The organism is Streptosporangiales bacterium (genome assembly GCA_009379825.1).
Taxonomy (GTDB): Bacteria; Actinomycetota; Actinomycetes; order Streptosporangiales; family WHST01; genus WHST01.
Window position 1 is genome coordinate 16,684 of sequence record WHTA01000054.1, and the last position, 22,677, is coordinate 39,360.

The following is a 22,677-nucleotide window of genomic DNA, read 5'->3' on the forward strand; positions in this document are numbered from 1 at the left end:
ATCTGATTGGTCGCCGTGAATTGCGATCACGCTCCGCCGGGGTACGGGACGGTCTTGCGCGCGCGACGCAGCGCCTGCGCCCTCCATGCGCAGGCGCTCGAGCAACGTCTTGGCGTAGCCGGCCGCGTCGGCGTTCAGCGACGCGCCATCCTCCCAGGCGTTGTAGTAGTTGGGAAGGCGAGTCCGTCGCGAATGGTCACCGCGTGCAGCTCGGTCAGCACGTTCTCCAGGTGGAGCACCGCGTGTCGGCCGTCGGCGCCGTAGCTGACGAAGGCCACCGGCTTCGCCGTCCGTGCGTGAAGCCAGTCGATGAGCGCCTTCACCGAGGCCGGACAGCTGTGGTTGTACTCGGGTGTGGCGACGACGAACGCACGCACCTGCGCCACCCCCGCGCGAGGGGCATCCTCCGCGACTGGGGACCAGGTCGCCGACGAACAAGCCTTCGACCTGTGACTCGGCCCGTCGATATCCGCGAGACGCTGGAACTACCCGACCCGGACGCCCAACAACTGGTCGTGTTCCTACCCGCCGACGAAACCACGGCAACACGCTCCGCGCCGTCCGAGGTGTACGGGCTGTTGTGGAAGAGCCCACGACGGCTGGGTTATAGTCGCGGCCTAGCCGGCGGGGGGCCGGCTTTCGAAGGGGGACGCACGATGACGCCTACGCGCACGCCGTTTCAGGTTGTCCCGACTGCAGGTGGTTGGGAGATCAGGCAGGACGGTGTCGCCCTGCTCACGGTGCAGACCAAGCAGGTGGCGATCGACGAAGCCATTGTCCAAGCCGAGCTGACGAAGCCGAGCTCCGTCGCTGTGCTGGACGCCGCCGGCCGGGTCGAGGAGGAAGCCAACCTCGGCGACCCGTTACCGCAGGCGTCCCCTCGTCGGCGGCGCCAGCCCCCGGCCGAGAACGGCGACGAGCAGCAGCCGGCAGCTGAGCAGCAGGAGCAGGCAAGACAAGCCAGCTAGTCGCGTACGGGCCGCTCAGATCACCAGTTGGAGCGGTACGTAGCAGAGCGCTGCGACCGTACCGGCGCCTGGAAGCGTGCACACCCACGCGATGACGATGTTGCCCGCCACGCCCCACCGCACCGCGGACAGCCGCCGGGTGGACCCGGCGCCTGCGATGGCCGAGGTGATCGTGTGGGTGGTGGACACGGGGACGCTGAACACGAACGCGGTGGTGTACAGCACCGCGGCGCCGCTCATCTCGGCCGCGAAGCCCTGCGGCGGGTCCAGGTGGACGATCCGGCGGCCGAGGGTGCGCATGATCCGCCAGCCGCCTGCCCACGTGCCGGCCGCAAGCGCCACCGCGACCGAGAGGATCACCCACAGCGGTACCTGGAAGTCGTCCTGCATGCCGACGGTGACGAGCGCGAGGACGATGACACCCATCGTCTTCTGCGCGTCCTGCAGGCCGTGCCCGAGCGCCATCGCGGACGCCGAGATCGCCTGGGCGACCCGGAACCCGCGTCCGACCGGCCCCGGCGCACGGTTCCTGAAGATCCACGTGATGGCGAGCATCACGCAGAACGCGAGCGTGAACCCGATCAGCGGGGACGCGATCATCGGGATGACCACCTTCTCGCCCACGCCGGACCAGTGCACGGCAGTACCGGACGCGAGTGCGGCGCCGACCAGGCCGCCGATGAGCGCGTGCGACGATGACGACGGCAGCCCGAACGCCCAGGTAAACAGGTTCCATGCGATCGCACCGACGAGCGCGGCGAGCACCACCACCAGCCCGCCCTCGGTCGCCGGCGTAGCGATGATCCCGCTGCCGACCGTCACCGCGACACCCGTACCGAGCAGGGCGCCGATGAAGTTCATCACCGCACCGAGCGCCAGCGCGATCCGTGGCGTCAGTGCGCGCGTCGACACACTGGTCGCGATCGCGTTCGCCGCGTCGTGGAAACCGTTGGTGAAGTCGAACACCAACGCCACTGCGACGAGGAGGAACAGCTCGAACCACTGCACGCCGATCACCTACTCGGCTCGCGAGGCGGACGCCGTCAGGCGGTGGAGTTGACCTCGACGACGCACAGCCGGCAGGTGGCACCGTCCGGGCCATCGAAGATGGGGTGCTCGTCGGCCTCGCGTACGGTCACCACACCACGCTCGGCCATACCGTCCAGGTGCGCCTTGTAGCCGCCGGACTCCCAGACCCGCGCCAGCACCGTAGCCACGACGACTCCCCCGGCACGCACGACGCGGACGAACTCGTCGAACGCCGCCGGGCCGACGTGGCCGTCGGTCAGCGTGCCCACGCACAGCACCGCGTCGTAGCTGTCGTCGGCGAACTCCAGCGGCCGGGTGAGGTCGGTCTTCACCAGGTTGCGGTAGACGCCCCGCCCCCTGGCCCGCTCGAGCATGCCCTCGGAGATGTCCGCCCCGTCGATCGTCACCGACAGCCGCTCGTTCAGCGCCACACCCGCCAAGCCGGTGCCACACCCGGCGTCGAGTACCACCCCGACGCCCGGCGCGACGTCGGCCAACCGCGCCGCCGCGAGCCCCGGCCCGAGATACCCCAGGCCGTCGACCGTGTCGGCGTCATAGTTCCCGGCCCACTCGTCGTAGACCTCCTCGGCCTCGTCCACACCCTGGAGGTTGTAGACGCGCTGCAGCACCCGTTCCGGTGTCTCGGACACGCTTGATCACCCCATCGTCTTCGCGACCGCATCCCACGGTTCCACATCATGGCCGCGGGAGACAGGCCAACCATGGGACGTCGAGATTTGGTTAACCGTTGACAGACAACCCTACGGGACTCATCATGCTCGGAACCGCAATCGCACGACAGGGTGGTCGTGAGGATGAGCCAGCAGGCTGCAGCGTCGAAGCGTCGGTCGGGGACCAGCAGGTACGAGGAACCACCACTCACCGGCGAGGAACGGACGGCAGGTAGGTACCGCCCGCTACGGGTCGTCTCCCGGGTACCTCCGTACCTGGGCTGGTTGGCGTTCTTCGGGCCGGGGATCGTCTACGTGGCGCTGGCACAGGGCAGCGGCGAGCTGATCTTCTGGCCGTACGTGGTGGCCAAGTACGGTCCCGCGTTCCTCGGCCTGATCATCCCTGCGTGCTTCCTGCAGTACGCGGTCGCCGTCGAGATCGGGCGCTACACGGCGACGACCGGGGAGACGTTCTTCAGCGGCTTCCGACGGTTGCATCCGGTGTACTCGGCCGTTCTCTGGGTGATGCTCGCCATCACGTTCCTGTGGTTCGCGGGCTACGCGAGCGCGGGTTCGACGGCGCTGGTCGCACTGACCAACTTCCCACCCGGCCTCAGCCCGCGAGGGCAGACGCTGTTCTGGTCGTACTTCGTGGTGGTCGTGTTCACCCTCATCCTGGTGTTCGGCAAGGTCGTGTACTCGATCATCGAGAAGTTCATGGGGCTGGTGGCCGTGCTCACCGTGGTCGGTCTGGTGTTCGCCGCCTTCCACCCGGCTGTGCTGCAGGTGTGGCCGGAGTTCTTGGCACGCACGATGACCTTCCAGGTCTCGTGGCCGGACAACTGGGACCCCGCCGACGCGAGCGGCCTCACCTCGGCGCTCATCTTCGCCGGAGCCGGTGGCTTCTTCTCGGTCATGTACAGCTACTGGGCCCGCGACAAGGGAGTGGGCCTGGCGCGTTACGTCGGACGGATCACCAGCCCGGTCACGGGCGAGAAGGAAGCGATCCCCGACACCGGCTACCTGTTCACCGACACGGCAGAGAACCGCAAGAACTACAAGGGCTGGATGCGGTGGATCCACATCGATCCCGCCTTCGCGACGATCACGAACACTGTCACGCTGCTCATGACGTGCGTGCTCGCGTATGCACTGCTCTGGCCGAAGGGCCTCGTCCCCGAGGAGTTCGACATCGCGGTGGTGCAGGCCGAGTTCTTCCGCAACTCGTTCGGGCTGATCGGCGGCCTCATCTTCTTCTTCGTGGCCGCGTGTTTCCTCGCCGACACCTGGCTTGCGACGACGGACGCCGTAGCCAGGATGCACGCCGACTACTTCATCTCCAACTCCGCGCGGGTACGCCGCTGGGGGTTCAGGAAGGCGTACTACGTGTTCGTGGCCATCCTCGTCGTCATCAGCCTCGCTACGCTCCCGCTCGCCGAGCCTGGCACGCTGCTCACGATCGGCGGCGTGCTGAACGCGTTGGCGATGGCGATATACATCCCCGGGCTGATCTACCTGAACTACGTCAAGATCCCACGGCAGCTGCCGGGTTGGGCCCGTCCACGCAAGCTGTCGCTGGCCTTGATCTGCCTGTCGGGAGTCGCCTACCTGGCGCTCGGGATCGCGTACCTAGCCACCTTCTTGTGAGGCGCCTGTGAACCTGCTCAACCTGCTGTCCGCCCGTGCCGAGCCGATCCGCTGTGCGGTACTCGGGTGCGGGAAGTTCGCCACCATGTTCCTGAGCCAGGCCAGGCGGCTGCCCAACCTGCACGTGGCCGCCGTCGCCGACCTGTCGGCCGAACGTGCCCGGGTCGCACTGATGGAGGCGGGATATCCGGCCGAAGGGATCGGTTCGCCCTCGCTGCAGCGGGCGGTGGCCGAGGGCACCACCTACGTGACCGAGCAGTCCGGGGACCTGCTCGGCGCCTCCGGGATCGACGTGGTCGTCGAGGCCACCGGCGACCCGCTCGCCGCGACGGAGCACGCGGCTGCGGCAATCGACGGTGGCCAGCATGTGGTGATGGTCAGCGTGGAAGCCGACGTCCTCGTGGGTCCGCTGCTTGCGCAGCGGGCGGGTCGCAACGGTGTCGTCTACTCGATGGCGTACGGCGACCAACCGGCCCTGATCTCCGAACTGGTCGACTGGGCGCGGATCGTCGGACTGGACGTGGTCGCCGCAGGCAAGGGCACCAAGTACCTGCCCGAGTACCACTCCTCGACACCCGAGACGGTGTGGGACCACTACGGCTTCACCGTGGCGTACGCACGCGAGGCGCGACTCAACGCCGCGATGTTCAACTCGTTCCTCGACGGCACCAAGTCCGCGATCGAGATGGCCGCGGTCGCCAACGCCACCGGGCTCGTGCCGCCCGAAGACGGGCTGCGGTTCCCGCCCGCGGGAGTGGACGATCTCGCCGCCGTCTGCATCCCCGAGGCGGCCGGCGGCGCGCTGCCGCACTCCGGCACCGTGGAGGTGGTGTCCAGCCTGCACCGCGACGGCAGCGAGGTGGCCAGGGACCTGCGCTGGGGCGTCTACGTGACGGTGCAGGCACCGTCGGACTACGTCGCGCGATGCTTCGCCGAGTACGGTCTGTCCACCGACGCCTCGGGCAGGTTCACGACCATGTACCGGCCCTACCACCTGATCGGTCTCGAGCTCACCGTCAGCGTAGTTTCTGCGGCGCTTCGCGGGGAGCCGACAGGTACACCGGCGTACCTCACGGCAGACGTCGTCGCGACCGCCAAGCGCGACCTGACCGCAGGCGACGAGCTGGACGGCGAGGGTGGGTTTACTGTGTTCGGCATGCTGACCACAGCCGCCGCGTCGCGTGCATCGCAGCTCCTCCCCATCGGGCTGGCTCGCGGGGCACGGGTGCTGCGTCCCGCGCCCCGGGGCACACCACTGAGCTGGGCCGACGTGGAGGTACCCGGTGACTCGCTGGCGCGGCGGCTACGCACCGAGCTGTTGCAACGATCGGAGTGACGATGGCCGGACTCCCGCACCCTGGCCAGCCGGCGCTCGGCGGCCTCGGCGACACGGTCACCAGCTACCTGCGCGACGCGATCCTGGCCGGGCATCTGCAGGACGGCCAGCGCATCGTGGAGCGCGACGTCGCGGAGATCCTGGGAGTGAGCCGCGGCCCGGTCCGCGATGCGCTGCGACAGCTGGAAGCAGAGGGACTCGTCGTCTCGTCGCCCCGCCGCGGCAGTCACGTCGCCTCGCTGACGCCTGACGCAGGCTTGGAGATCATGGCGATCCGCGCCGTCGTCGAGCCGCTGGCGGTCTCGTTCCTCCTGCAGCCGCAAGAGGAACAGCACTTCGAGGCACTGCACGACATCCTGACCCGGCTGCGCACGGCGTGCGAACAGGGCGACTGGTCGCAGGCCGTGCAGCAGGACTTCGCGCTGCACCGACAGCTGTACGTGCTCTGCGGTCGCCGGCGGCTGTTGCGCATCTGGGACGACCTTGGCGCACCGCTGCTGCACATCTTCCGCCTCAACCGGCACCTCTACGACGACATCGGCCAGGTCTACGACAACCACGCCGCATTGGTCGCGGCGATCGAGGGCGGTGACTCCGAGCGCGCCGAGCGCGCCATCAAGGAACACGTGACGATGTTCCAGCCGCGACTACTCGAGCTCATGGCGATCAGGAACGACGCCGATGACGAAGGCAGCTGACCCGGCAGCCGCCGCCGTCGTCACCGGGGCGAGCCGCGGCATCGGCAAGGCGATCGCGCGCCGGCTCGCCGAGGACGGCTACCGGATGGTGCTCGTTGACGTGCTCGACGACGTCCGCGAGGTCGCAGCGGAACTCGTGGACGCAACCGCGTACGTCACCGACGTTCGCGACGACCACGCGCTGCGTCAGGTCATGGCCGCCGCGAGTCCACTCGAGGTGCTGGTGAACTGCGCGGGAAGCTGCCATCGCACCAGCTTCGCCGAGATGACACCGGAGAACTGGCGGAAGGACGTCGACACCAACCTCACCGCCACGTTCTTCGCCTGCCAGGCCGCCGTCTTCCCGCACATGCGCGACCAGCGGTACGGCCGGATCGTGAACATCGCGTCCGTGTCCGGCAAGATCGGCGGCATCGGCCCCGTACAGCGGGACGCCGCGGGCGGCCGGTCCGGTCCCGCCTACGCCGCATCCAAGGCCGGCGTCATCAACCTCACCCGGTGGATCGCCCGCGAGATCGGGCAGTGGGGCATCACGTGCAATGCCGTAGCGCCAGGGCCGATCGCCACCGAGATGACCGAAGGACACAGCTATGGGCTGGACGACATGCCCATCCCGCGCATGGGCACGCCCACCGAGGTCGCCGACGCGGTCGCGTACCTCGCCGCCCGCGAACGCGGCTACACCACCGGCGCCTGCCTGCACGTCGACGGCGGGCTCGTACGTGCGTGACGCGTGCGGTCAGCCCTTCGCGCGCACGACCGAGGCGGCGACGGCTATCTGCCGGGCGACGGCGCGGACGTCGCCGGTGATCGCCGCGGTGGAGACCCGGATGTGCGGTGACCGGTCGTTGACCTGGAAGGCGCTGCCCGGCGCCACGCCGATGCCCTTCGAGGCGAGGTACACGAGAGCGTCGCGCTCCGACCGCACAGGAACCCAGACGTTGAAACCGCCGCCGGCGGGGATGTCGATCCCGTGCTGTGCCAACGTCTCCACGAACACGGACTGCCTGCGACGGTACTCGTCGCGCGTCCGTCTGGTGTGCTGGATCCGCTTCTCGTCCTCGAGCATCAGGCGCAGCAGGTCCTGGTTGACCCGGCTGATGTCGAAGCCGCCGACGCGGCGGCGGTGCACCTCGCGGATCAGGCGGGGTGCGCTGTTGATCACCGCGACCCGGATGTCGGGGTGGATGTCCTTGGAGAACGCCTTCATGTAGAGGGTGTGCTCGGGTGCCCACTCGGCAGCCGTCATGCACGGGACAGGCAACAGCTCGCCGTAGAAGTCCCCGTCGAGGATCCAGACGTTGTGGCTCGCACACAGCCGCGCGATGGCCCGCAGCCGCGTCCTGCTCGTGACGACACCCGACGGGTTGTGCACGCGCGGCTGCAGGATCACCGCCTTCGCACCTGCGGCCACGGCGTCGCGGAACGCGCCGAGGTCGAGGCCCTCGTCGTCCATCGGCAGCGGCACGGGGTCGAGGCGGAAACGTTCGAGGAGGTCGAGGTACGGGGCGAACTCCGGCTCGGCAACGACCACCCGGGTTCCCGGGCCGCCGAGCACCGGCAGGATCTCCGCCATCGCTCCCAGGATGTGGGTGGCGAGCAGGGTGTTGTCGTCGGTCGGGGGGAACGGCAGCAGCGTCGCGAGCGCGTCCGCCAGGTGGGGGTCGAGCTCGCTGGTCGGGTACCCCGGGTAGCTCGGGCACCTCGCGAGCCGCCGCAGGTAGGGCCGCAGGTCGATGAGCTGCCCCGGGTCGGGGAAACCGGTGGAGAGGTCGGTGGGCAGGTCCGCTCCGACGACGCGCCGGAACTGTCGCCACGGGTTCGTGGCGGCACGGTCGATGACCACGGTGCCGCGCCGTCCCCCGGTCTCGAGCATCCCGTCGGTCACGAGCAGCTTCCACGCGTCGCTGATCAGCCCGGCACTCACGCCCAGCTCGGCGGCGAGCGCCCTGGTGGTCGGTAGCCGCGTTCCAGCGGGGATCGCGCCGCTCACGATCAGCTCGCCGACCCGCTGGGCGATGCCTCGGGCGGACCGGTCCTCGAGGCCGCGGGCGATGCGCCGTAGCGGCGGGCCGTCCTTCGTCTCTATTTTGATCACGACATAAAAGATATTGATCGTTGACAAAAACGTCCAGCCTTGATGACACTCGCAGTCAGCTGCGAAGAAGAGGCAGGCGGCATGAACCACGATGTGATCATCGTCGGGGGCGGCACAGCAGGCTGCGTACTCGCACGCCGACTCTCCGACGATCCCGACCGTACGGTGCTGCTCCTCGAGGCCGGGCCGGACTACGCCTCGACGCAGGAAACCCCCGAGGAGATCCGCAGCGCGAAGCTCCCCCCGATGTCGCACGACTGGGGGTACGTCGGAGCCGACCGCGGCACGGCGGAGAACCCGGTGTACCTACCCCGCGGGAAGCTCATCGGCGGCTCCTCCGCCACCAACTACGCGTTCGCCATGCGGGCACGCCCGTCCGACCACGACGAGTGGGCCGCGATGGGGCTGGCCGGCTGGGGTTTCGACGACGTACTCCCGCTGTACCGCCAACTGGAGGCCGACGCGGGCGGCGACGACCGGTGGCACGGACGCGACGGGCTCTTCCAGGTCACCCGCCCTGGCTGGGACCGCGTGGCACCGACCGCGCGGGCCTTCGCCGACGCCTGCCGCGCACTGGACATCCCGGTCGTCGACGACGTGAACGCGCCCGGCGAGCCCGGTTACGGCATCGTGCCCCGCAACGCGGTGGACGGCGTCCGCGAGAGCCTCGCCCCGACCTACCTCAACCCCGTGCGCGACCGTCCGAACCTGCAGGTGCGCGGCGACACCCTCGTCGACCGGGTGCTCGTGGACGGCGGGCGCGTGACGGGAGTGCTGCTCGACACCGGCGAGGAGATCTCCGGCCAGCACGTGGTGGTGAGCTCGGGCGCGTTCAACTCCCCGACGATCCTCATGCGCTCGGGCATCGGCCCGAGGGAGGAGCTGGAACCGCACGGCATCCAGGTCGTCCACGAGTTACCCGGGGTCGGGCGGAACCTCATGGAACACCCGGTGTTCTGGAACATCCACGCCGCGCACCCCACCGACGACGAGGCCGAGACGATCTTCCAGTCGTGCCTGAGCTTCCGGCTCCGGCCGGAGGAACCCGACTACGACCTGCACCTCATCCCGTCCTCGCTGATGGCGGCCGAGGACATCCCACCGCAGTACGTACCGCCGGCCCAGGACCACCCCACCGGGTTCGACTTCGTCGTGTTCGTCTCCAACATGCGTCCGCGCTCCCGCGGGCGGGTGCGCCTGCCGTCCGCCGACCCGGCCGCGGCTCCGGTCATCGAGCTGAACCTGTACCGCGACGAGCGGGACGCGGAGATCGTGGCCGACGGCGTCAAGGTGGCGCGGCGGCTGGTGGCCCAGTCCCCGCTCGCCGGCTATCTCGCCGGGGAGCGCGCGCCCGGACCTGACGTCGGCGACGACGAGCTCGTGGATGCGGTGCAGCGGTCGGTGACGCACTACAACCACCCGAGCGGCACCTGCCGGATGGGGCTACCGGACGACCCGGCGTCGGTCGTCGACCGCGACGGGAGGGTGGTCGGCCTCGACGGGCTGTCCGTGATCGACGCGTCGATCATCCCGGTGTTGCCGCGGGTGCCGATCAACCCGACGACAGTCCTCATCGCCGAGAAGCTCGCCCGCACGTTCTGCGAAAGGAAGCAGACCAGTGGCACACCAGTTCACCGTAGCCAGGAGCCCGTGGGGTCCCGACGACGAGATCGGGGCACTCAACCACATCACCCCGGAGTCGCGGGCGAGCATCATGGCCCGCGTCGACGGGTCCCGGGTGTTCGACCTGTCGTGCGACTACTTCGTCGGCATGCCGACGTGGAGCGCCCTGGGCGACCCGGCGTACCAGATCTACAAGACCCACGACCCGGCCGGCGACGTGGTCTCCAACCCGATCGGGCTGGACGACGAGGCGAACCGGCTGACCAGCTACACCGGCGACGCCATCGCCATGTACACCCACAGCGGTACGCACATCGACGCGCTGAACCACTTCGGCTGCCACGGCGAGATCTACAACGGGTTCCACGCGCACGAGCACTTCGGCAACCGCACCTGGAACAAGTGCGGCGTCGACACCATCCCTCCGGTGATCGCGCGCGGCGTCATGTTCGACATCCCGGCCGTCAAGGGCGTCGACCAGCTGTCTGCCTCGTACGGCATCGGCCCCGCGGACCTGGCGGCCGCGGCCGAGCGGCAGGGCGTGACGATCGAAGCCGGCGACGTCACCATCGTCCGCACCGGCCGGTTCCAGGAGTGGCCGAACGCCGAGGCGTTCCTCGCCGACGAGCCCGGCCTCAACCTCGACGGCGCGAAGTGGCTCGCCGAGCGGGGCGCGATGATCGTCTGCTCGGACAACGTGGCGGTGGAGCAGCTGCCCACCGAGGACGAGACCACCTGGTGCCCGGTGCACATGTACCTCTTCAACGAGAAGGGCATCCCGATCATCGAGGTGGTGAACTGCGAGGAGCTGGCGGCCGCGCAGGTCTACGAGTTCGCCTTCCTCGGGCTGCCACTGAAGCTGCGCGGTGCCTCGGCCTCGCCGATCCGCTGCATCGCCATGCCGCTGAGGAGCTGAGGTCCGTGCTCGAACCCAACGCGGAACGCCTCCGCGCGACGCTCGAGGCGTTCTCGTCCGCGGACGTCGGGGGCACCCCGCGCGGCGGCGTGTCCAGGCCCGCGGCGTCCGACGCGGACAAGGCTGTGCGCGACCGGTTCGCCGGCATGGCCGGGGATCTCGGGCTCGCCGTACGCGTCGACGACGCCGGCAACATGTACGCACGCCGCGAGGGGAGCCGGCCGGACGCCGAGCCGGTGCTCGTCGGGTCGCACCTGGACACCGTCGTGCCCGGTGGCCGGTTCGACGGGATCCTCGGCGTCGGCCTTGCGCTCGAGACGGTGGCACTGCTGAACGACGCCGACACCCGCACCGCGCGGCCGGTCGAGGTGGTGAACTGGACCGGCGAGGAGGGTGCACGGTTCCCGCCCGCGATGCTCGGCTCCGGGGTGGTGACAGGCGCCTGGGACGTCGAGTACGCCCACTCGCGTACGGACGCCGCGGGAGCGAGGCTCGGGGACGAGCTCTCCCGTATCGGCTACCTGGGCGAGCGCGGCAACCGCCTTGGGTCGTTCTTCGCCTCGCTCGAGGCGCACATCGAGCAGGGCACGCAGCTCGAGGAGGCCGACGCCGACGTCGGCGTCGTGTCGTTCATCGAGCCGGTCAGGTGGTGCACCACCCGGGTGACCGGCCGGGGCGGGCACGCCGGCGGGCCCGGCCCTGACGGTCGGGCGGAGGCCATGGTGGCCGCGGCCCGGATGGTCGCTGCCGCGCGGGACGCGTCGCTGGACAGCGGTGACTTCAAGACGACCGTGGGGACGATGCGGGTCGAGCCAGGGTCGAACAACGTCATCCCGCACGAGGTCACGTTCAACCTCGACATCCGCAGCCAGGACGACGACACGCTCGGGCAGCGGCTGGCGCGCGTGACCGAACGGTTCGACGAGATCGCGCGCCAGGAGGGGGTGGAGGTGGCGGTCGAGCAGGCCTGGGCCCTGTCCGGTCCACCGTTCGACGCCTCCGTCCAACAGCTGCTTGCCCGGGTGGCGGGCGAGCGCGGCGTCCGCTGGGCACCGGTGCGTGGGCACATCGGCCACGACAGCCTGCACCTGGCGTCGATGGGACCCGCGGCGATGCTCTTCACCCGGACCCAGGGTGGGCTGTCGCACTGCGAGGGGGAGTTCGCCCCGTGGGAGTCGGTGCTCACCACCGCCACGGTCTACGCCAACGCCGCGCTTGCCCTTGCCGACGCCGAGACCCTCACCTGATCAGCGGCGCAGGGCCTCGAACGCGGTACGTGCCGCGGCGCCGATCGCCAGGTCGATGTCGTGGGCGACCTTCGCCCTGCGGGTCGACCGGGTCAGCGCGGCGACGGCCACCCGGTCGCCCGTCTCCGCCTCCACGACGCCGATCTCGTGCCGCAGGTGCAGGAACGTCCCCGTCTTGCCGCTCACCCGTACCGTGTCGGTACGCAGGTCGGCGGCGAGGCGGTGGGTGAAGACCTGCAGCGACATCAGCCGCCGCAGCTCGGCCGTCGCCTCAGGGACGGCGACCTGGTCGAGCCACACCCGCTGCAGCAGGTCGACGAGCCCGTCCGCGCCGGCGACGTTGCCGCGGTCCGGGTCGAGCGTCTCGATCGCGTGCTGCCCGGTGCTGTCGGACTGGATGGCGAGCTCCATCGCCAGCCCGAAGTCGTTGCCTGCCGCCCCCGCGGCGCACTCGTACATCCGCTGCATCGGGTGCCTGAACCTGATCCCCTGGCAGCCCCAGCTGCGCAGGCTCTGCTGCATGCCGTCGACACCGACCAGGTCGAGCAGTACGTCCGCGGCCGCGTTGTCGCTCACCGACAGCATCTGGTGCAGCAGGTCGCCGACCGCGACGGTCACCGGGTAGCGGAACGCCGCGATGCCGGTCGGCCCGAGGCTGCTCCCTGCCGGGTCGACGGTGATCTGCCGCGCCGCGTCGAGCGCGCCCGTCGCGATGCGTTCGAGCACAGCGAGCGCCAGCGGCACCTTCGCGACGGACGCCAACGGCACCGGCGTCTCGACGTCGAACCCCAGCTGCTCGCCGGTGTCGACGTTGCGCGCGAGCAGGTGGCCGTGCACGCCGAGCCGCTCCCAGTCCAGCGCGGTCGACTCGGCGAGCGGCAGCAGCTCGGGCGCACTGGCGACGTACGCGGGCTGGCGCCCGGTCATGCGCGTGCCGCCAGCCGTGCTCGTCGTCCTGCCGCTGCCCTTGCGCTTTTCCGACTGCGGGCTCGAGCAGCGGCAGCAACCAGTCCGGCGCCTCCGGCGCCAGCTGGTAGCCACGCCGCAGCGGTACGTCGGCCAGCCGCGACCAGGCCACCTGATGACGGCGCGCGTACTGCTCCGTGCACAGCAGCAGGCCGGCGCAGGCGAGCGTCTCGGCGAGCGCGGTGGCCGTGGACGACGCGACCTGCACCCGCCCCTCCGGCAGCCCGGCCCGCGCGGCGGCCCGGCGCAGCTGCTCGGTCACCTGCGGCAGGTCGTCCTCGGGCGTGACGAGCAACGCCGGGTCCACACCGGACGCCGCCCGCCGTGGCCGGAGGCTCTCCAGGTGTACGCCGCCGTGCCCGAGCGGGTCGGCCGCCGCCAGGCCGAGAGGTACGTCGAACGCCGAGGCGTCCGCGGGCACCCGGACGAGCGCGAGGGTGAGCGACCCGGCCGCCCGCGCGTCGGCGCGTGCCTGCGCAGGCAGCTCCTGCACGCTCAGCGCGACCCCGCGCTCGGCGGCGGCGCGGATGACGCGGGCCAGCGCCTGCGGGTCGCAGTCCGGCGGCACGCCGAGCACCTGTCCCGCGGACGCCCGCGCGGACCTGGCCACGCCGCGCAGCTGCTCCGCCCGGCGCAGCACGTCCTGCGCGTGCGGCAGCAGCAGGCTGCCGAACCTGGTGATCTCGATCTGCCGCCTGGTGCGGTCGAACAGCTCACCGCCGAGCTCCCGTTCGAGCGTCTTCACCCTGCGGCCGAGCAGTGGCTGCGCGATGCCGAGCACGTCCGCGGCGCGGGAGAAGCTGCGTTCCTCGCTCACCGCGACGAACGTCTCTAGGTGCACCAGCAGGTCCATCCGTCGACCCATATCAGGGATGCATGGTTCGTTCAACATCACCTATTGGACATGCCTGCAGGTGAGCTGGTTGGCATCCGCAGATGCCATCACCCCCACCGGTGTCCCGTCGATCGCTGCTGAAGGCCGGGCTCGCCGTCTCGACCGTCGGCGTACTCGTGCCGTCCTGTGCCGCGGCGATGGCGGAGCCGGACGTGCCCAGGCGGCTACGGGCGATCGAGCGACGGTACGAGACGCGGCTCGGCGTCTACGCGCGCAACGTCGACACCGGCGAGACCGTCAGGTACCGCAGCGGCGAGCGGTTCGCCATGTGCTCGGCGTTCAAGGGCCTATTGGCCGCGCACGTGCTGCGCGACTACGACCGCCACGGCGAGTACCTGGAGCGGGTCATCCACTACTCGAAGGACGACCTGCTCGACTGGTCCGTGGTCACCGAGAACCACGTCGACACCGGGATGGCCGTACGCGACCTCTGCCTGGCCGCGGTCAGCCACAGCGACAACGCGGCCACCAACCTGCTGCTGCGCGAGACCGACGGACCGCACGGGCTCACCAAGTTCTGCCGGACGATCGGCGACGGGCACACCCGGTTGGACCGGCGCGAGCCGGACATGAGCTCTGCAAAGCCAGGCGACCCGCGCGACACGACCACACCGGCGGCGATCGGGCGTTCCTACGCGCGGCTCGTCCTCGGCGACGTACTGCGGCCCGCCCACCGCGACCAGCTGACGTCCTGGCTGAAGGTGAACACCACGAGCGAGCCGCGGTTCCACGCCGGCCTGCCGGACGACTGGGTGATCGGCGACAAGACCGGCACCGGCGGCTACGGCACCGTCAACGACGTCGGCATCGTCTGGACGCCGAAGGGCACGACGCTCGTCCTCGCCGTGATGTCCACGAAGGAGATCAACGGCGCCACCGCGGACGACCGCGTGGTCGCGGACACCGCCCGCCTGCTCGCCCGCGTCCTCGCCCCCGGCGAGTAGCAGGTCACGTCAGTAGGCGACGGTGAGCCGCGGTTCTCCGGTACGGGTCTCCAGCTCGTCCAGCACTGCCACGGCGAGGTCCTCGGCAAGCGCTCAACTACGCGATCAACAAGAAGGCGGAGGGCCTGGAACGACAGACGCATCGCACGCTGCTGACCAGCGTGCTGACGCACGCGCTCCCGGTGAGCGAGCTGGCGTTGCGTGCGCGCGGTCGGCGTACCGCTCGAACGGCGCATCCTGGTGGGGATCATGCTGCGGCTGAACACCTCGGCCGTACTCGAACCACGGTCGCAGGACCAGCTGCGCGACCTTGCCCACGCGGTGCAGAGCACGTTGCGGCGGCAGGGGGTCAAGGCGCTGGTGAGCACCGTCGACGAACGCACGGTCGCGGGCTTGCTCGCGCTGGAGCCGACCGAACCCGACGGCCCGGTGCTCGACCAGCTGGCCACGACACTGCGCGGCCAGGAATGGGCCGACCACGTCATGATGGGCGTAGGCTCCGCGGTCACGTCGGTCAGCGGGGCGAGACACACACTGAGCGAGGCGCAGCAGGCCGCGGACGCCGCCGTCGGCTACCGGGGCAGGGCACCGTACTTCCGGCTCCCCGACGTGGGGCTGCGCGGCTCCCTGTTCCTGATGCGCGGCGACCCCCGACTGCAGACGTACGTGGAGCAGGCCCTCGGGCCGCTCCTGGCGCACGACGCGCGGCACGGCACCGAGCTGGTGTCGACGCTGGAGTGCTACCTGCGCGCCGGCTGCAACAAGTCGGCGGCGGCCCAGGCGGCGCACCTGTCCAGGCCCGCGTTCTACGAGCGGCTGAACCGCGTCCGGCGCATCCTCGGCGTCGACCCGAGCACCGTAGACACCAGGCTGTCACTGCACGTCGCCCTGGTGGCCCTGAGCATCATCCGCGACTCGGAGACGGGTTAGCGCGCGCCGCACCGATCACCGTCGGTGGGCTGTGCGGCGGCGCACGCGGTCGGGTTTTACGTGCAGGGTCACTGCGAAGTCGCCGGTGCCCAGGTCTACGCGGGTCTCGGCTTCCCAGCCGTTGCCTGGTACCGGTCGCCAGGCGACCACGATGCCGCGCCGCCACTGGCCGGTGACCAGCACCTCGGCATCCCCCGTGGGGGCTAGCCGGCCGGTGTGGGGGTGCCACCGGCCCGGCATCTCGACGCGGGTCCACTCGCCGCCGGTGCGCTCGCCTTCGACCCACCACTCCCAGGGGCACGTCGCGCCCGGCTCCGGCGGGTGGCACCGGGTGGCGAACCGACCGAGGTTCCACGACGTCGTCTGTCGGCCGGGTCCCCACGGGTGCCCGGCCGGGCAGGCCGTCGGCAGCTCCCACCAGTCCGGGAGTTGGTCACCCGGCCGCCAACCCATATCTCGAACATATGTTCGATTCAAGATCAGGTCAACATTTCCCGGAAGCCGAGGCGATATGCAGGCTTTGTCGGCTGCTGACCGCTGTCTGCGTGCAGGTGACATAGCTCTCCGCACGCTTCGACCTCCGTCGAGTTGCCGTTCCCGCTACGCTGCGGAAGAGGTAGGCATGCAACGGGTGGCAGACCGGCCTCAACGGAGGGGACATCATGGCACCAGCACGTAGCGAGTTCGAGGTGGTCCCGACGGGGACCGAATGGCAGATCAAACGTGACGGCCAGGAATTCGTCGCGGTCCAGACCAAGCAGGTCGCGGTCGACGAGGCGGTCTTCCAGGCCAGCCGCAATGCGCCGAGCCACGTCGTCGTACGGCGTCTCGACGGCGGTATCGAGGACGAAGCCAACTTCGGCGACGCTCCCCAGAACGCCGCTCCCGCTGGCCAGCAGCAGCAGCCGGCGGCGGTCCGCCCACTCCAGGTCGTGAACCGGCAGTAACAGTCCCCTAACGCCTACCTCAGCCACCCACTCGGCCGGCGGCGCGGGTCTCCGCACCAACGCTGACCACCACGGCCGCGGCGCCTGCGAGCAGCACCGGTTCGAACGGCTCGTCCAACACCAGCACGCCGACCGTGTACGCGACGACGGGTACGGCGTACGCGTAGGTGCTGACCAGGCCCACCGGCGCAGCACGTAGCAGCCAGCTGTACAGCCAGAACCCGGCCAGCGAGTCGACGAGCAGCAGGTAACCCGCCGCGACCCAGGACGCCGGCGCGACCGCGGCACTGTCCAGTTCCCCCGTCTCGCCCGCGACGACACCCGCGGCGAGCAACGCGAGGCCACCGGCGAGCAGCTGCACCACGGTCGTCGTGTACGGCGCGGGCAGGTCGGTCGCCCGGGCGGCCCAGACCGTACCCGCGGCCCAGCCGACCGCCGCCGCGAGCACCAGCAACGTCCACGGCGACCAGCCGAACGACCCGGCGCCCCCGAACGCCACGACCGCGACACCGGCGAAGCCGACCAGCACCCGGACCACACCGGCGCGGGTCGGCCGGTCACCGAGCCCGGCACGTAGCACCGCCACCCACAGCGGCACCGCCGCGACCGTCAGCGCCGCCGTACCCGCGTACACGTGCTGCTCCGCCACCGCGACCAACCCCTGCGCGCCCAGTAGGCACCCACCGATGCCGGACGCGGTCAGTACCCGCCTGCCGCTCAGCTCACGGACCGCGGCCGGCCGCCCGGCCAGCAGCAGCACGCCCGCGCCGAAGAAGATGCCGCCGGTCACAAGCAACGGCGGCAGCGTCGCCACCAGCACCCGCATGGCCGGCAGCGACGAACCCCAGCACACCCAGAGCAGCGCGAGCGCACCGAGCACCCGTGGCCGCACCCGCCCGATCGCCACTCGCCCAGCCGAGCAGGACCGATGAGTCCAACGACTGTTCGTCATGGCGACATGCAGTGAGATCATGACCGACGTGATAGGCGTGACGGTCAACCAGCTCGAGGTGCTGCTCGCGGTCGCAGAACGCGGCAGCTTCACCGCCGCCGCAGTGGCGCTCGGCATCACCCAGTCGGCGGCCAGTCGCGCCGTCGCGACGCTGGAACGGCACCTCGGCGTCCCGCTGTTGACGCGCGGCATCGGCGGCGCACGGCTGACCGCCCGCGGCCGCCAGGTCGCCGAGCACGCCCGCGCCGCACTCGACCAGGTACGGGCGATCGAGGCCCTCTCCCGGCCGGAGCCGGCGCAGCGGCTACGCATCGGCGCCGGCGCCAGCGCCAGCTCCCACCTGGTGCCGGCTGCCGTGACCAGGCTCGCCGAAGACTGGCCGGCCAGCGACGTGCTGACCGTCCAGGGCGACGACGACGAGCTCGCCGGATGGCTCGCGGACGCAACGATCGACCTGGCCGTCACCAGCACACCGATCGACAGCGGCGACCACTACGCGCGCACCGAGATCACCGACGACTTCCTCGCCGCCCTGCCCGGCAGGCACCCGCTCGCCCAGCTGGCCCCGGTGCCGCTCGCCGACCTGCTCGCCGCGGGCGTCGCCGACCCAGGCGGCACCTGCGGACCGAACCTCGCGGCCGGGTTCGCCGCGCACGGCCTGAGCTGGCAGCCGGCGCACCTGGTGCGCGACGTCGAGACCGTCCTCGCGATGGTGCGGGCCGGCATCACCGCAGGGATCCTGCCCGCGCTGTCCGTCGCCGCAACGCCGGCCGGCGTCGCGCTGTTGCCGCTCGACCCGCCGCTGCACCGCACACTCCACGTCCACCACGCCCCTGCCGACGAGCTCGCCGGTCGACTCGCCGCGTTCCTCGCGCACACGGAACCCGCGTCCTCGCGCTTCGCGGCTGCGAGGACGCAGCGCAGGGTCAGCTCGTGAGACGGTCACCTTGACGCGCCTACGCCGGTCGGCGAGGCTGACGCAATCGATTGGCGCCGTCTCTGGCCAGCATCCAGCGGCTCGAAGGGTGACTCATGCAGGAGACGTTCACGCTCACCGTCAACGGTGTCGAGCACCAGATCACCGCCGATCCCGACACGTCGTTGCTGTCCGTGCTACGCAACGAGCTCGGCCTGATGGGCAGCCGCTACGGCTGCGGGCTGGGCATGTGCGGTGCGTGCTTCGTGCTGCTGAAGGGGAAGCCGGTGTCGTCGTGCGACACCCCCATGTGGTCCGCGGCCGGCGGCGAGGTCACCACCGTGGAAGGGCTCGGCACCGAAGACGCGCTGCACCCCGTACAGCAGGCGTTCCTCGACGAGCAGGCCGCGCAGTGCGGGTACTGCACGTCGGGGATCCTGGTCAGCGCCGCCGCCCTGCTCGCTGAGAACCCCACGCCGGACGAGGACCAGGTGGCCGCTGCACTCGATCGCAACCTCTGTCGCTGCGGCGTGCACGACCGGGTGGTCCGCGCCGTCGTACGGGCCAGCCGATGACCACCGCACAGCGGGCGCAGCTGCCGAAGAGCCTCGCCGACAACCCGCGGCTGTCGTGCTGGCTGACCGTGCAGCCGGACGGGACGATCGTCGTACGGGTCGGCAAGGTCGAGCTCGGCCAGGGCATCGCCACGGCGCTGGCGCAGATCGCCGCGGACGAGCTCGACGTCGCCGTCGACCGGATCCTGATGCTGCCCACCAGCACCGCGGTCAGCCCGGACGAGGGCATTACCGCCGGCAGCCTGTCGGTGCAGTTCTCCGGTAGCGCACTGCGCCAAGCGTGCGCTGAGGTCCGGGCGCTGTTCACCGCCGCGGCCGCGGCGGAGCTCGGCGTGGCCGCCGACGCGGTGGCCGTGCGCGACGGCACGTTCAGCGCCGTCGGCGGGGCGGTCTCGGCCAGTGACGCAACTGGCGCCGGCTCGACCAGCGACGCAGCCGGCGCCGTCTCGTACGGGGACCTCGCCGCCCGCGTCGACCTCGACCGGGACGCCGAAGGCGCCGCTTTACCGCGCGCCACGCGGGAGCTGCGCGTCGTCGGCACCGACGTGCCGCGGCTCGACCTGCCGGACAAGGTCACCGGTAGGCCGTGCTTCATCCACGACCTCGTGCTCGACGGCCAGCTGCACGGCCGCGTGGTGCGACCGCCGTCGCCCGCGGCCATCCTCGCCGACGTCGACCCGCGCGCCGCCGAACAGCTCGACGGGGTGCTCGCCGTCGTCCGCGACGGCAGCTTCCTCGGCGTCGTCGCGACCACCGAGGACACCGCCGAGCGCGCCGCCGACGCCGTACGCGAGGCGGCGAACTGGAAGGAAGAGGAGAGTCTGCCCGACGAGGACGACCTGGCGAGCTACCTGCGCAGCGGGCCGACGGACACCACCGTGCTGGACGAGGCCGAGCCGGACGAGGCGACCGGCGTAGCGCAACGGCACACGGCGTCGTACAGCAGGCCGTTCCTCGCGCACGCGTCGATGGCACCGAGCTGCGCGCTGGCCAGGTGGGACGGCGACCAGCTCACCGTGTGGACGCACAGCCAGGGCGTACACCGGTTCCCGACCGCGGTCGCGATGGCGTTGGGGATCGACAGCACCTCGGTGACGGTGCACCACGTGGTGGGTGCCGGGTGCTACGGGCACAACCCCGCCGACGACGTCGCGTTCGACGCCGTGCTGCTGGCGCGGGCCGTGCCCGGTCGGCCGGTGCGGGTGCGGTGGAGCCGCCGCGACGAGCTCACCTGGGCGCCGTTCGGCTCGGCGATGAGCATCGACGTCGAGGGTGCGCTGGACGCCGACGGGAACCTGGCCAGCTGGACGTACGACGTGTGGAGCCAGGGCCACACCTCGCGGCCGGGATACTCGCCGGACAGCCCCGGCCTGCTCGCGGCCACCCACCTGGAGCGGCCGAGCCCGCTGGCGCCCGCCGACGACCCGGCGCCGAGCCGCGGTGGGGGCGGCGGGCGCAACGCCGTCCCGCTGTACGCGATCCCGCGCCGGCAGGTGCGCGTGCACCGGAAGCTGGACATGGCGCTGCGGTCGTCGGCGCTGCGGTCGCTCGGCGCGTTTGCGAACGTGTTCGCCACCGAGTCGTTCGTCGACGAGCTGGCTGCGCTTGCCGGCCGCGACCCGCTGGAGTTCCGGCTGGCCCACCTCACCGACCCGCGTGGGCGCGCCGTGCTCGAGGAGGCCGCCGCGCGCGCCGGCTGGGCCGACCGGCAGCCCGCCGACTCGGTCGGCTACGGCATCGGCCTCGCCAGGTACAAGAACGCGGGCGCGTACTGCGCGGTCGTCGCGGAGGTCGAGGCGGTGCACGAGGTGCGGGTACGCCGGCTGACCGTGGCGGTGGACGTCGGTCAGGTCGTCAACCCGGACGGCGTACGCAACCAGCTGTCCGGCGGCGCCATCCAGGCGGCGAGCTGGACGCTGAAGGAGCGGGTGCGGTTCGACCGCCTGCGAGTGATCAGCGACGACTGGGAGAGCTACCCGATTCTCGGCTTCCGCGAGGCGCCACGGGTGGACGTACACATCGTGTCGCGTCCCGACGAGCCGTCACTGGGCGCCGGCGAGGCAGCGCAGGGCCCGACGGCGGCAGCGATCGGCAACGCCGTCACGACCGCGCTCGACGTACGGGTGCGCGACCTCCCGATCACCACCGAGCGCATCGTCGCCGCACTCGAGTGACCCCGGACGGGTCAGAGGAACGCGGCGACGGCCAGGGCCACGGTGCCGGCCAACACGCCGAGCGCGATCAGCACGATGACAGCGACCAGGCCCACCAGACCTGCAATGCTGACGAACAAACCGGCAGTACGTGAGAGCACCCGACCGACGCTGTGGTCGCGCCGCTGCGGTCGCGGGTAGGGTGCACTGGCAGGCTTAGCTAGCGTCATGTAGATTCCCCGTCACTTGTCGCCCCTCCCGAGGCGCAACCGGATGAGGCCGGCCCGGCAGAACGGATCCGCCGACTCCCGCCTCGGTACTCCCATAACTACCCTGACGCCGGTCACGCATGCGACAAGATTCGGTCTTGTCTAAGTAACACCGCGCCGCGCGCCTCGCAACAGCCACACCGAGGGCCCTAAGGTTCGCCCCTTCCCTCCTGACTAGAGCCATCCGGGCCACCCCCGGCGCCGCGCACCTAAGATCCGCCCTAGCGCTCCGCCTCCGTGACCACCCCTCGCGCACCGCCCCGCCCGGGGCAGCCGATCACCGCCCGCACCGCGCTCGCACCAGTCGGGCAGCCGGGGCAGCCCACCGCCGCTAGGCACCGCCACACTCCGCCCCCACGCACCGCCCGGACCGGGACAGCCCACCACCGCGCACACCACCATCGCGCCGCCCGGGATAGGCCGAGCGCCTCGCGCACCTCCCCGCGGGCTGCCCTCGCATCCAGCCGGTCGAGGGCGGCCCACGCCGCACCGATCCACCAGGCGGGCACGGTCGACCCACTGCCTCCGCGGTGCTCGCCCTCGGACACCACTGCCGGGGCGGGGTCCCACACCGGCGGGGCCGGGTCAGCCCACGGGCGCCCACTTCGGCGGGCCGGGTCAGTGCGAGGCCCCACGCCCGCACAATCGGGTCAACGCACGACCCCACTTCCGCAGACCGGGGCAGGACACACACGACCCACGCCCGCACAATCGGGTCAACGTGTCGACCCCCACTTCCGCAGACCGGGGCAGCACACGACCCACGCCCGCACAATCGGGTCAACGCACGACCCCCACTTCCGCAGACCGGGGCAGCACACGACCCACGCCCGCACAATCGGGTCAACGCACGACCCCCACTTCCGCAGACCGGGGCAGCACACGACCCACGCCGGC

The 22,677-nt window shown here is 71.0% G+C and carries 21 protein-coding genes and 2 pseudogenes; 14 read left to right on the forward strand and 9 right to left on the reverse strand.

What is annotated here, in order from left to right; translation table 11 throughout:
* Positions 1-134: 134 nt before the first annotated feature.
* Positions 135-467, reverse strand: coding sequence for a hypothetical protein (locus GEV07_21840; protein ID MQA05250.1), 333 nt, complete (start codon positions 465-467; stop codon positions 135-137).
* A gap of 189 nt (positions 468-656) precedes the next feature.
* Between GEV07_21840 and GEV07_21845 the strand changes: the two genes are divergently transcribed.
* On the forward strand, positions 657-968 hold the full coding sequence (locus tag GEV07_21845; protein ID MQA05251.1) for a DUF2188 domain-containing protein: 312 nt from the start codon (positions 657-659) through the stop codon (positions 966-968).
* Positions 969-983: 15 nt separating this feature from the next.
* Here the strand turns inward: GEV07_21845 and GEV07_21850 are convergent, their stop codons facing one another.
* Both GEV07_21850 and GEV07_21855 read right to left on the reverse strand, forming a co-directional pair.
* Positions 984-1,976: an inorganic phosphate transporter gene (locus tag GEV07_21850; protein MQA05252.1), complete on the reverse strand. Its 993-nt coding sequence runs from the start codon at positions 1,974-1,976 to the stop codon at positions 984-986.
* A 35-nt stretch (positions 1,977-2,011) separates the two neighbouring features.
* Positions 2,012-2,647 carry a methyltransferase domain-containing protein gene (locus GEV07_21855; GenBank protein ID MQA05253.1) on the reverse strand — a complete coding sequence of 212 codons (636 nt, stop codon included), beginning with the start codon at positions 2,645-2,647 and terminating at the stop codon, positions 2,012-2,014.
* A 165-nt stretch (positions 2,648-2,812) separates the two neighbouring features.
* Here GEV07_21855 and GEV07_21860 point away from each other — a divergent pair, with 165 nt between their 5' ends.
* Genes GEV07_21860 through GEV07_21875 form a run of 4 tightly spaced genes read left to right on the forward strand, consistent with a single transcriptional unit; the run spans position 2,813 to position 7,079 of the window.
* Positions 2,813-4,315 carry a hypothetical protein gene (locus GEV07_21860; GenBank protein MQA05254.1) on the forward strand — a complete coding sequence of 501 codons (1,503 nt, stop codon included), beginning with the start codon at positions 2,813-2,815 and terminating at the stop codon, positions 4,313-4,315.
* A gap of 7 nt (positions 4,316-4,322) precedes the next feature.
* Positions 4,323-5,651, forward strand: coding sequence for a flagellar biosynthesis protein FlgA (locus GEV07_21865; GenBank protein MQA05255.1), 1,329 nt, complete (start codon positions 4,323-4,325; stop codon positions 5,649-5,651).
* Between the two features lie 2 nt (positions 5,652-5,653).
* Positions 5,654-6,349, forward strand: a complete 696-nt coding sequence (locus GEV07_21870) for an FCD domain-containing protein (GenBank protein ID MQA05256.1) — start codon at positions 5,654-5,656, stop codon at positions 6,347-6,349.
* A complete protein-coding gene (locus GEV07_21875) occupies positions 6,333-7,079 on the forward strand; it encodes an SDR family oxidoreductase (GenBank protein ID MQA05257.1) in 747 nt (248 codons plus the stop codon). The genes GEV07_21870 and GEV07_21875 overlap by 17 nt, the downstream gene beginning before the upstream one ends.
* Positions 7,080-7,088: 9 nt before the next feature.
* Here GEV07_21875 and GEV07_21880 read toward each other — a convergent pair whose 3' ends face one another.
* Positions 7,089-8,702, reverse strand: coding sequence for an aminotransferase class I/II-fold pyridoxal phosphate-dependent enzyme (locus GEV07_21880; GenBank protein MQA05258.1), 1,614 nt, complete (start codon positions 8,700-8,702; stop codon positions 7,089-7,091).
* Here GEV07_21880 and GEV07_21885 point away from each other — a divergent pair.
* Positions 8,490-9,401: pseudogene (locus tag GEV07_21885) on the forward strand (NAD(P)-binding protein). The gene GEV07_21880 and the pseudogene GEV07_21885 overlap by 213 nt on opposite strands.
* A gap of 95 nt (positions 9,402-9,496) precedes the next feature.
* On the opposite strand, the gene GEV07_21890 reads toward GEV07_21885, so the two are convergent.
* Positions 9,497-9,679: a hypothetical protein gene (locus GEV07_21890; GenBank protein ID MQA05259.1), complete on the reverse strand. Its 183-nt coding sequence runs from the start codon at positions 9,677-9,679 to the stop codon at positions 9,497-9,499.
* A 386-nt stretch (positions 9,680-10,065) separates the two neighbouring features.
* Between GEV07_21890 and GEV07_21895 the strand changes: the two genes are divergently transcribed.
* Both GEV07_21895 and GEV07_21900 read left to right on the forward strand, forming a co-directional pair.
* Positions 10,066-10,986: a cyclase family protein gene (locus GEV07_21895; GenBank protein MQA05260.1), complete on the forward strand. Its 921-nt coding sequence runs from the start codon at positions 10,066-10,068 to the stop codon at positions 10,984-10,986.
* On the forward strand, positions 10,869-12,233 hold the full coding sequence (locus GEV07_21900; GenBank protein MQA05261.1) for a hydantoinase/carbamoylase family amidase: 1,365 nt from the start codon (positions 10,869-10,871) through the stop codon (positions 12,231-12,233). The genes GEV07_21895 and GEV07_21900 overlap by 118 nt, the downstream gene beginning before the upstream one ends.
* Here the strand turns inward: GEV07_21900 and GEV07_21905 are convergent, their stop codons facing one another.
* Both GEV07_21905 and GEV07_21910 read right to left on the reverse strand, forming a co-directional pair.
* Positions 12,234-13,160, reverse strand: coding sequence for a serine hydrolase (locus GEV07_21905; GenBank protein MQA05262.1), 927 nt, complete (start codon positions 13,158-13,160; stop codon positions 12,234-12,236).
* A gap of 97 nt (positions 13,161-13,257) precedes the next feature.
* Positions 13,258-14,052: pseudogene (locus tag GEV07_21910) on the reverse strand (LysR family transcriptional regulator).
* Positions 14,053-14,135: 83 nt separating this feature from the next.
* Between GEV07_21910 and bla the strand changes: the two are divergent.
* Together bla and GEV07_21920 are read left to right on the forward strand one after the other, a co-directional pair.
* Positions 14,136-15,038: a class A beta-lactamase gene (gene bla / locus GEV07_21915; protein MQA05263.1), complete on the forward strand. Its 903-nt coding sequence runs from the start codon at positions 14,136-14,138 to the stop codon at positions 15,036-15,038.
* 201 nt (positions 15,039-15,239) lie between these two features.
* The gene (locus tag GEV07_21920; GenBank protein MQA05264.1) at positions 15,240-15,968 is read left to right on the forward strand and encodes a hypothetical protein; all 729 of its coding nucleotides are present in this window, start codon (positions 15,240-15,242) and stop codon (positions 15,966-15,968) included.
* Positions 15,969-15,983: 15 nt separating this feature from the next.
* Here the strand turns inward: GEV07_21920 and GEV07_21925 are convergent, their stop codons facing one another.
* On the reverse strand, positions 15,984-16,421 hold the full coding sequence (locus tag GEV07_21925) for a hypothetical protein (GenBank protein MQA05265.1): 438 nt from the start codon (positions 16,419-16,421) through the stop codon (positions 15,984-15,986).
* A gap of 209 nt (positions 16,422-16,630) precedes the next feature.
* Between GEV07_21925 and GEV07_21930 the strand changes: the two genes are divergently transcribed.
* Positions 16,631-16,915, forward strand: coding sequence for a DUF2188 domain-containing protein (locus GEV07_21930; GenBank protein MQA05266.1), 285 nt, complete (start codon positions 16,631-16,633; stop codon positions 16,913-16,915).
* Between the two features lie 19 nt (positions 16,916-16,934).
* Here GEV07_21930 and GEV07_21935 read toward each other — a convergent pair whose 3' ends face one another.
* Positions 16,935-17,867, reverse strand: a complete 933-nt coding sequence (locus tag GEV07_21935) for an EamA family transporter (protein ID MQA05267.1) — start codon at positions 17,865-17,867, stop codon at positions 16,935-16,937.
* Positions 17,868-17,898: 31 nt separating this feature from the next.
* Here GEV07_21935 and GEV07_21940 point away from each other — a divergent pair, with 31 nt between their 5' ends.
* The 3 genes from GEV07_21940 (at position 17,899) to GEV07_21950 (ending at position 21,532) form a co-directional block, all read left to right on the forward strand.
* The gene (locus tag GEV07_21940) at positions 17,899-18,804 is read left to right on the forward strand and encodes a LysR family transcriptional regulator (GenBank protein MQA05268.1); all 906 of its coding nucleotides are present in this window, start codon (positions 17,899-17,901) and stop codon (positions 18,802-18,804) included.
* A gap of 95 nt (positions 18,805-18,899) precedes the next feature.
* Entirely contained in the window at positions 18,900-19,358 is a 459-nt protein-coding gene (locus GEV07_21945) for a 2Fe-2S iron-sulfur cluster binding domain-containing protein (protein MQA05269.1), read from the forward strand.
* Positions 19,355-21,532 carry a molybdopterin-dependent oxidoreductase gene (locus GEV07_21950; protein MQA05270.1) on the forward strand — a complete coding sequence of 726 codons (2,178 nt, stop codon included), beginning with the start codon at positions 19,355-19,357 and terminating at the stop codon, positions 21,530-21,532. Before GEV07_21945 ends, GEV07_21950 begins: the two co-directional genes overlap by 4 nt.
* Positions 21,533-22,677: the final 1,145 nt, after the last annotated feature.

What these genes read in the sequence shown, in the direction of transcription:
- GEV07_21845 (MQA05251.1), top strand. Translation starts at nt 657, where the DNA reads ATGACGCCTACGCGCACGCCGTTTCAGGTTGTCCCGACTGCAGGTGGT.
- GEV07_21860 (MQA05254.1), top strand. Translation starts at nt 2,813, where the DNA reads ATGAGCCAGCAGGCTGCAGCGTCGAAGCGTCGGTCGGGGACCAGCAGG.
- GEV07_21870 (MQA05256.1), top strand. Translation starts at nt 5,654, where the DNA reads ATGGCCGGACTCCCGCACCCTGGCCAGCCGGCGCTCGGCGGCCTCGGC.
- GEV07_21875 (MQA05257.1), top strand. Translation starts at nt 6,333, where the DNA reads ATGACGAAGGCAGCTGACCCGGCAGCCGCCGCCGTCGTCACCGGGGCG.
- GEV07_21890 (MQA05259.1), bottom strand. Translation starts at nt 9,679, where the DNA reads ATGACCGGAGCCGCGGCCGGGTCGGCGGACGGCAGGCGCACCCGCCCG.
- GEV07_21905 (MQA05262.1), bottom strand. Translation starts at nt 13,160, where the DNA reads ATGACCGGGCGCCAGCCCGCGTACGTCGCCAGTGCGCCCGAGCTGCTG.
- bla (MQA05263.1), top strand. Translation starts at nt 14,136, where the DNA reads ATGCCATCACCCCCACCGGTGTCCCGTCGATCGCTGCTGAAGGCCGGG.
- GEV07_21925 (MQA05265.1), bottom strand. Translation starts at nt 16,421, where the DNA reads ATGGGTTGGCGGCCGGGTGACCAACTCCCGGACTGGTGGGAGCTGCCG.
- GEV07_21930 (MQA05266.1), top strand. Translation starts at nt 16,631, where the DNA reads ATGGCACCAGCACGTAGCGAGTTCGAGGTGGTCCCGACGGGGACCGAA.
- GEV07_21935 (MQA05267.1), bottom strand. Translation starts at nt 17,867, where the DNA reads ATGACGAACAGTCGTTGGACTCATCGGTCCTGCTCGGCTGGGCGAGTG.
- GEV07_21945 (MQA05269.1), top strand. Translation starts at nt 18,900, where the DNA reads ATGCAGGAGACGTTCACGCTCACCGTCAACGGTGTCGAGCACCAGATC.
- GEV07_21950 (MQA05270.1), top strand. Translation starts at nt 19,355, where the DNA reads ATGACCACCGCACAGCGGGCGCAGCTGCCGAAGAGCCTCGCCGACAAC.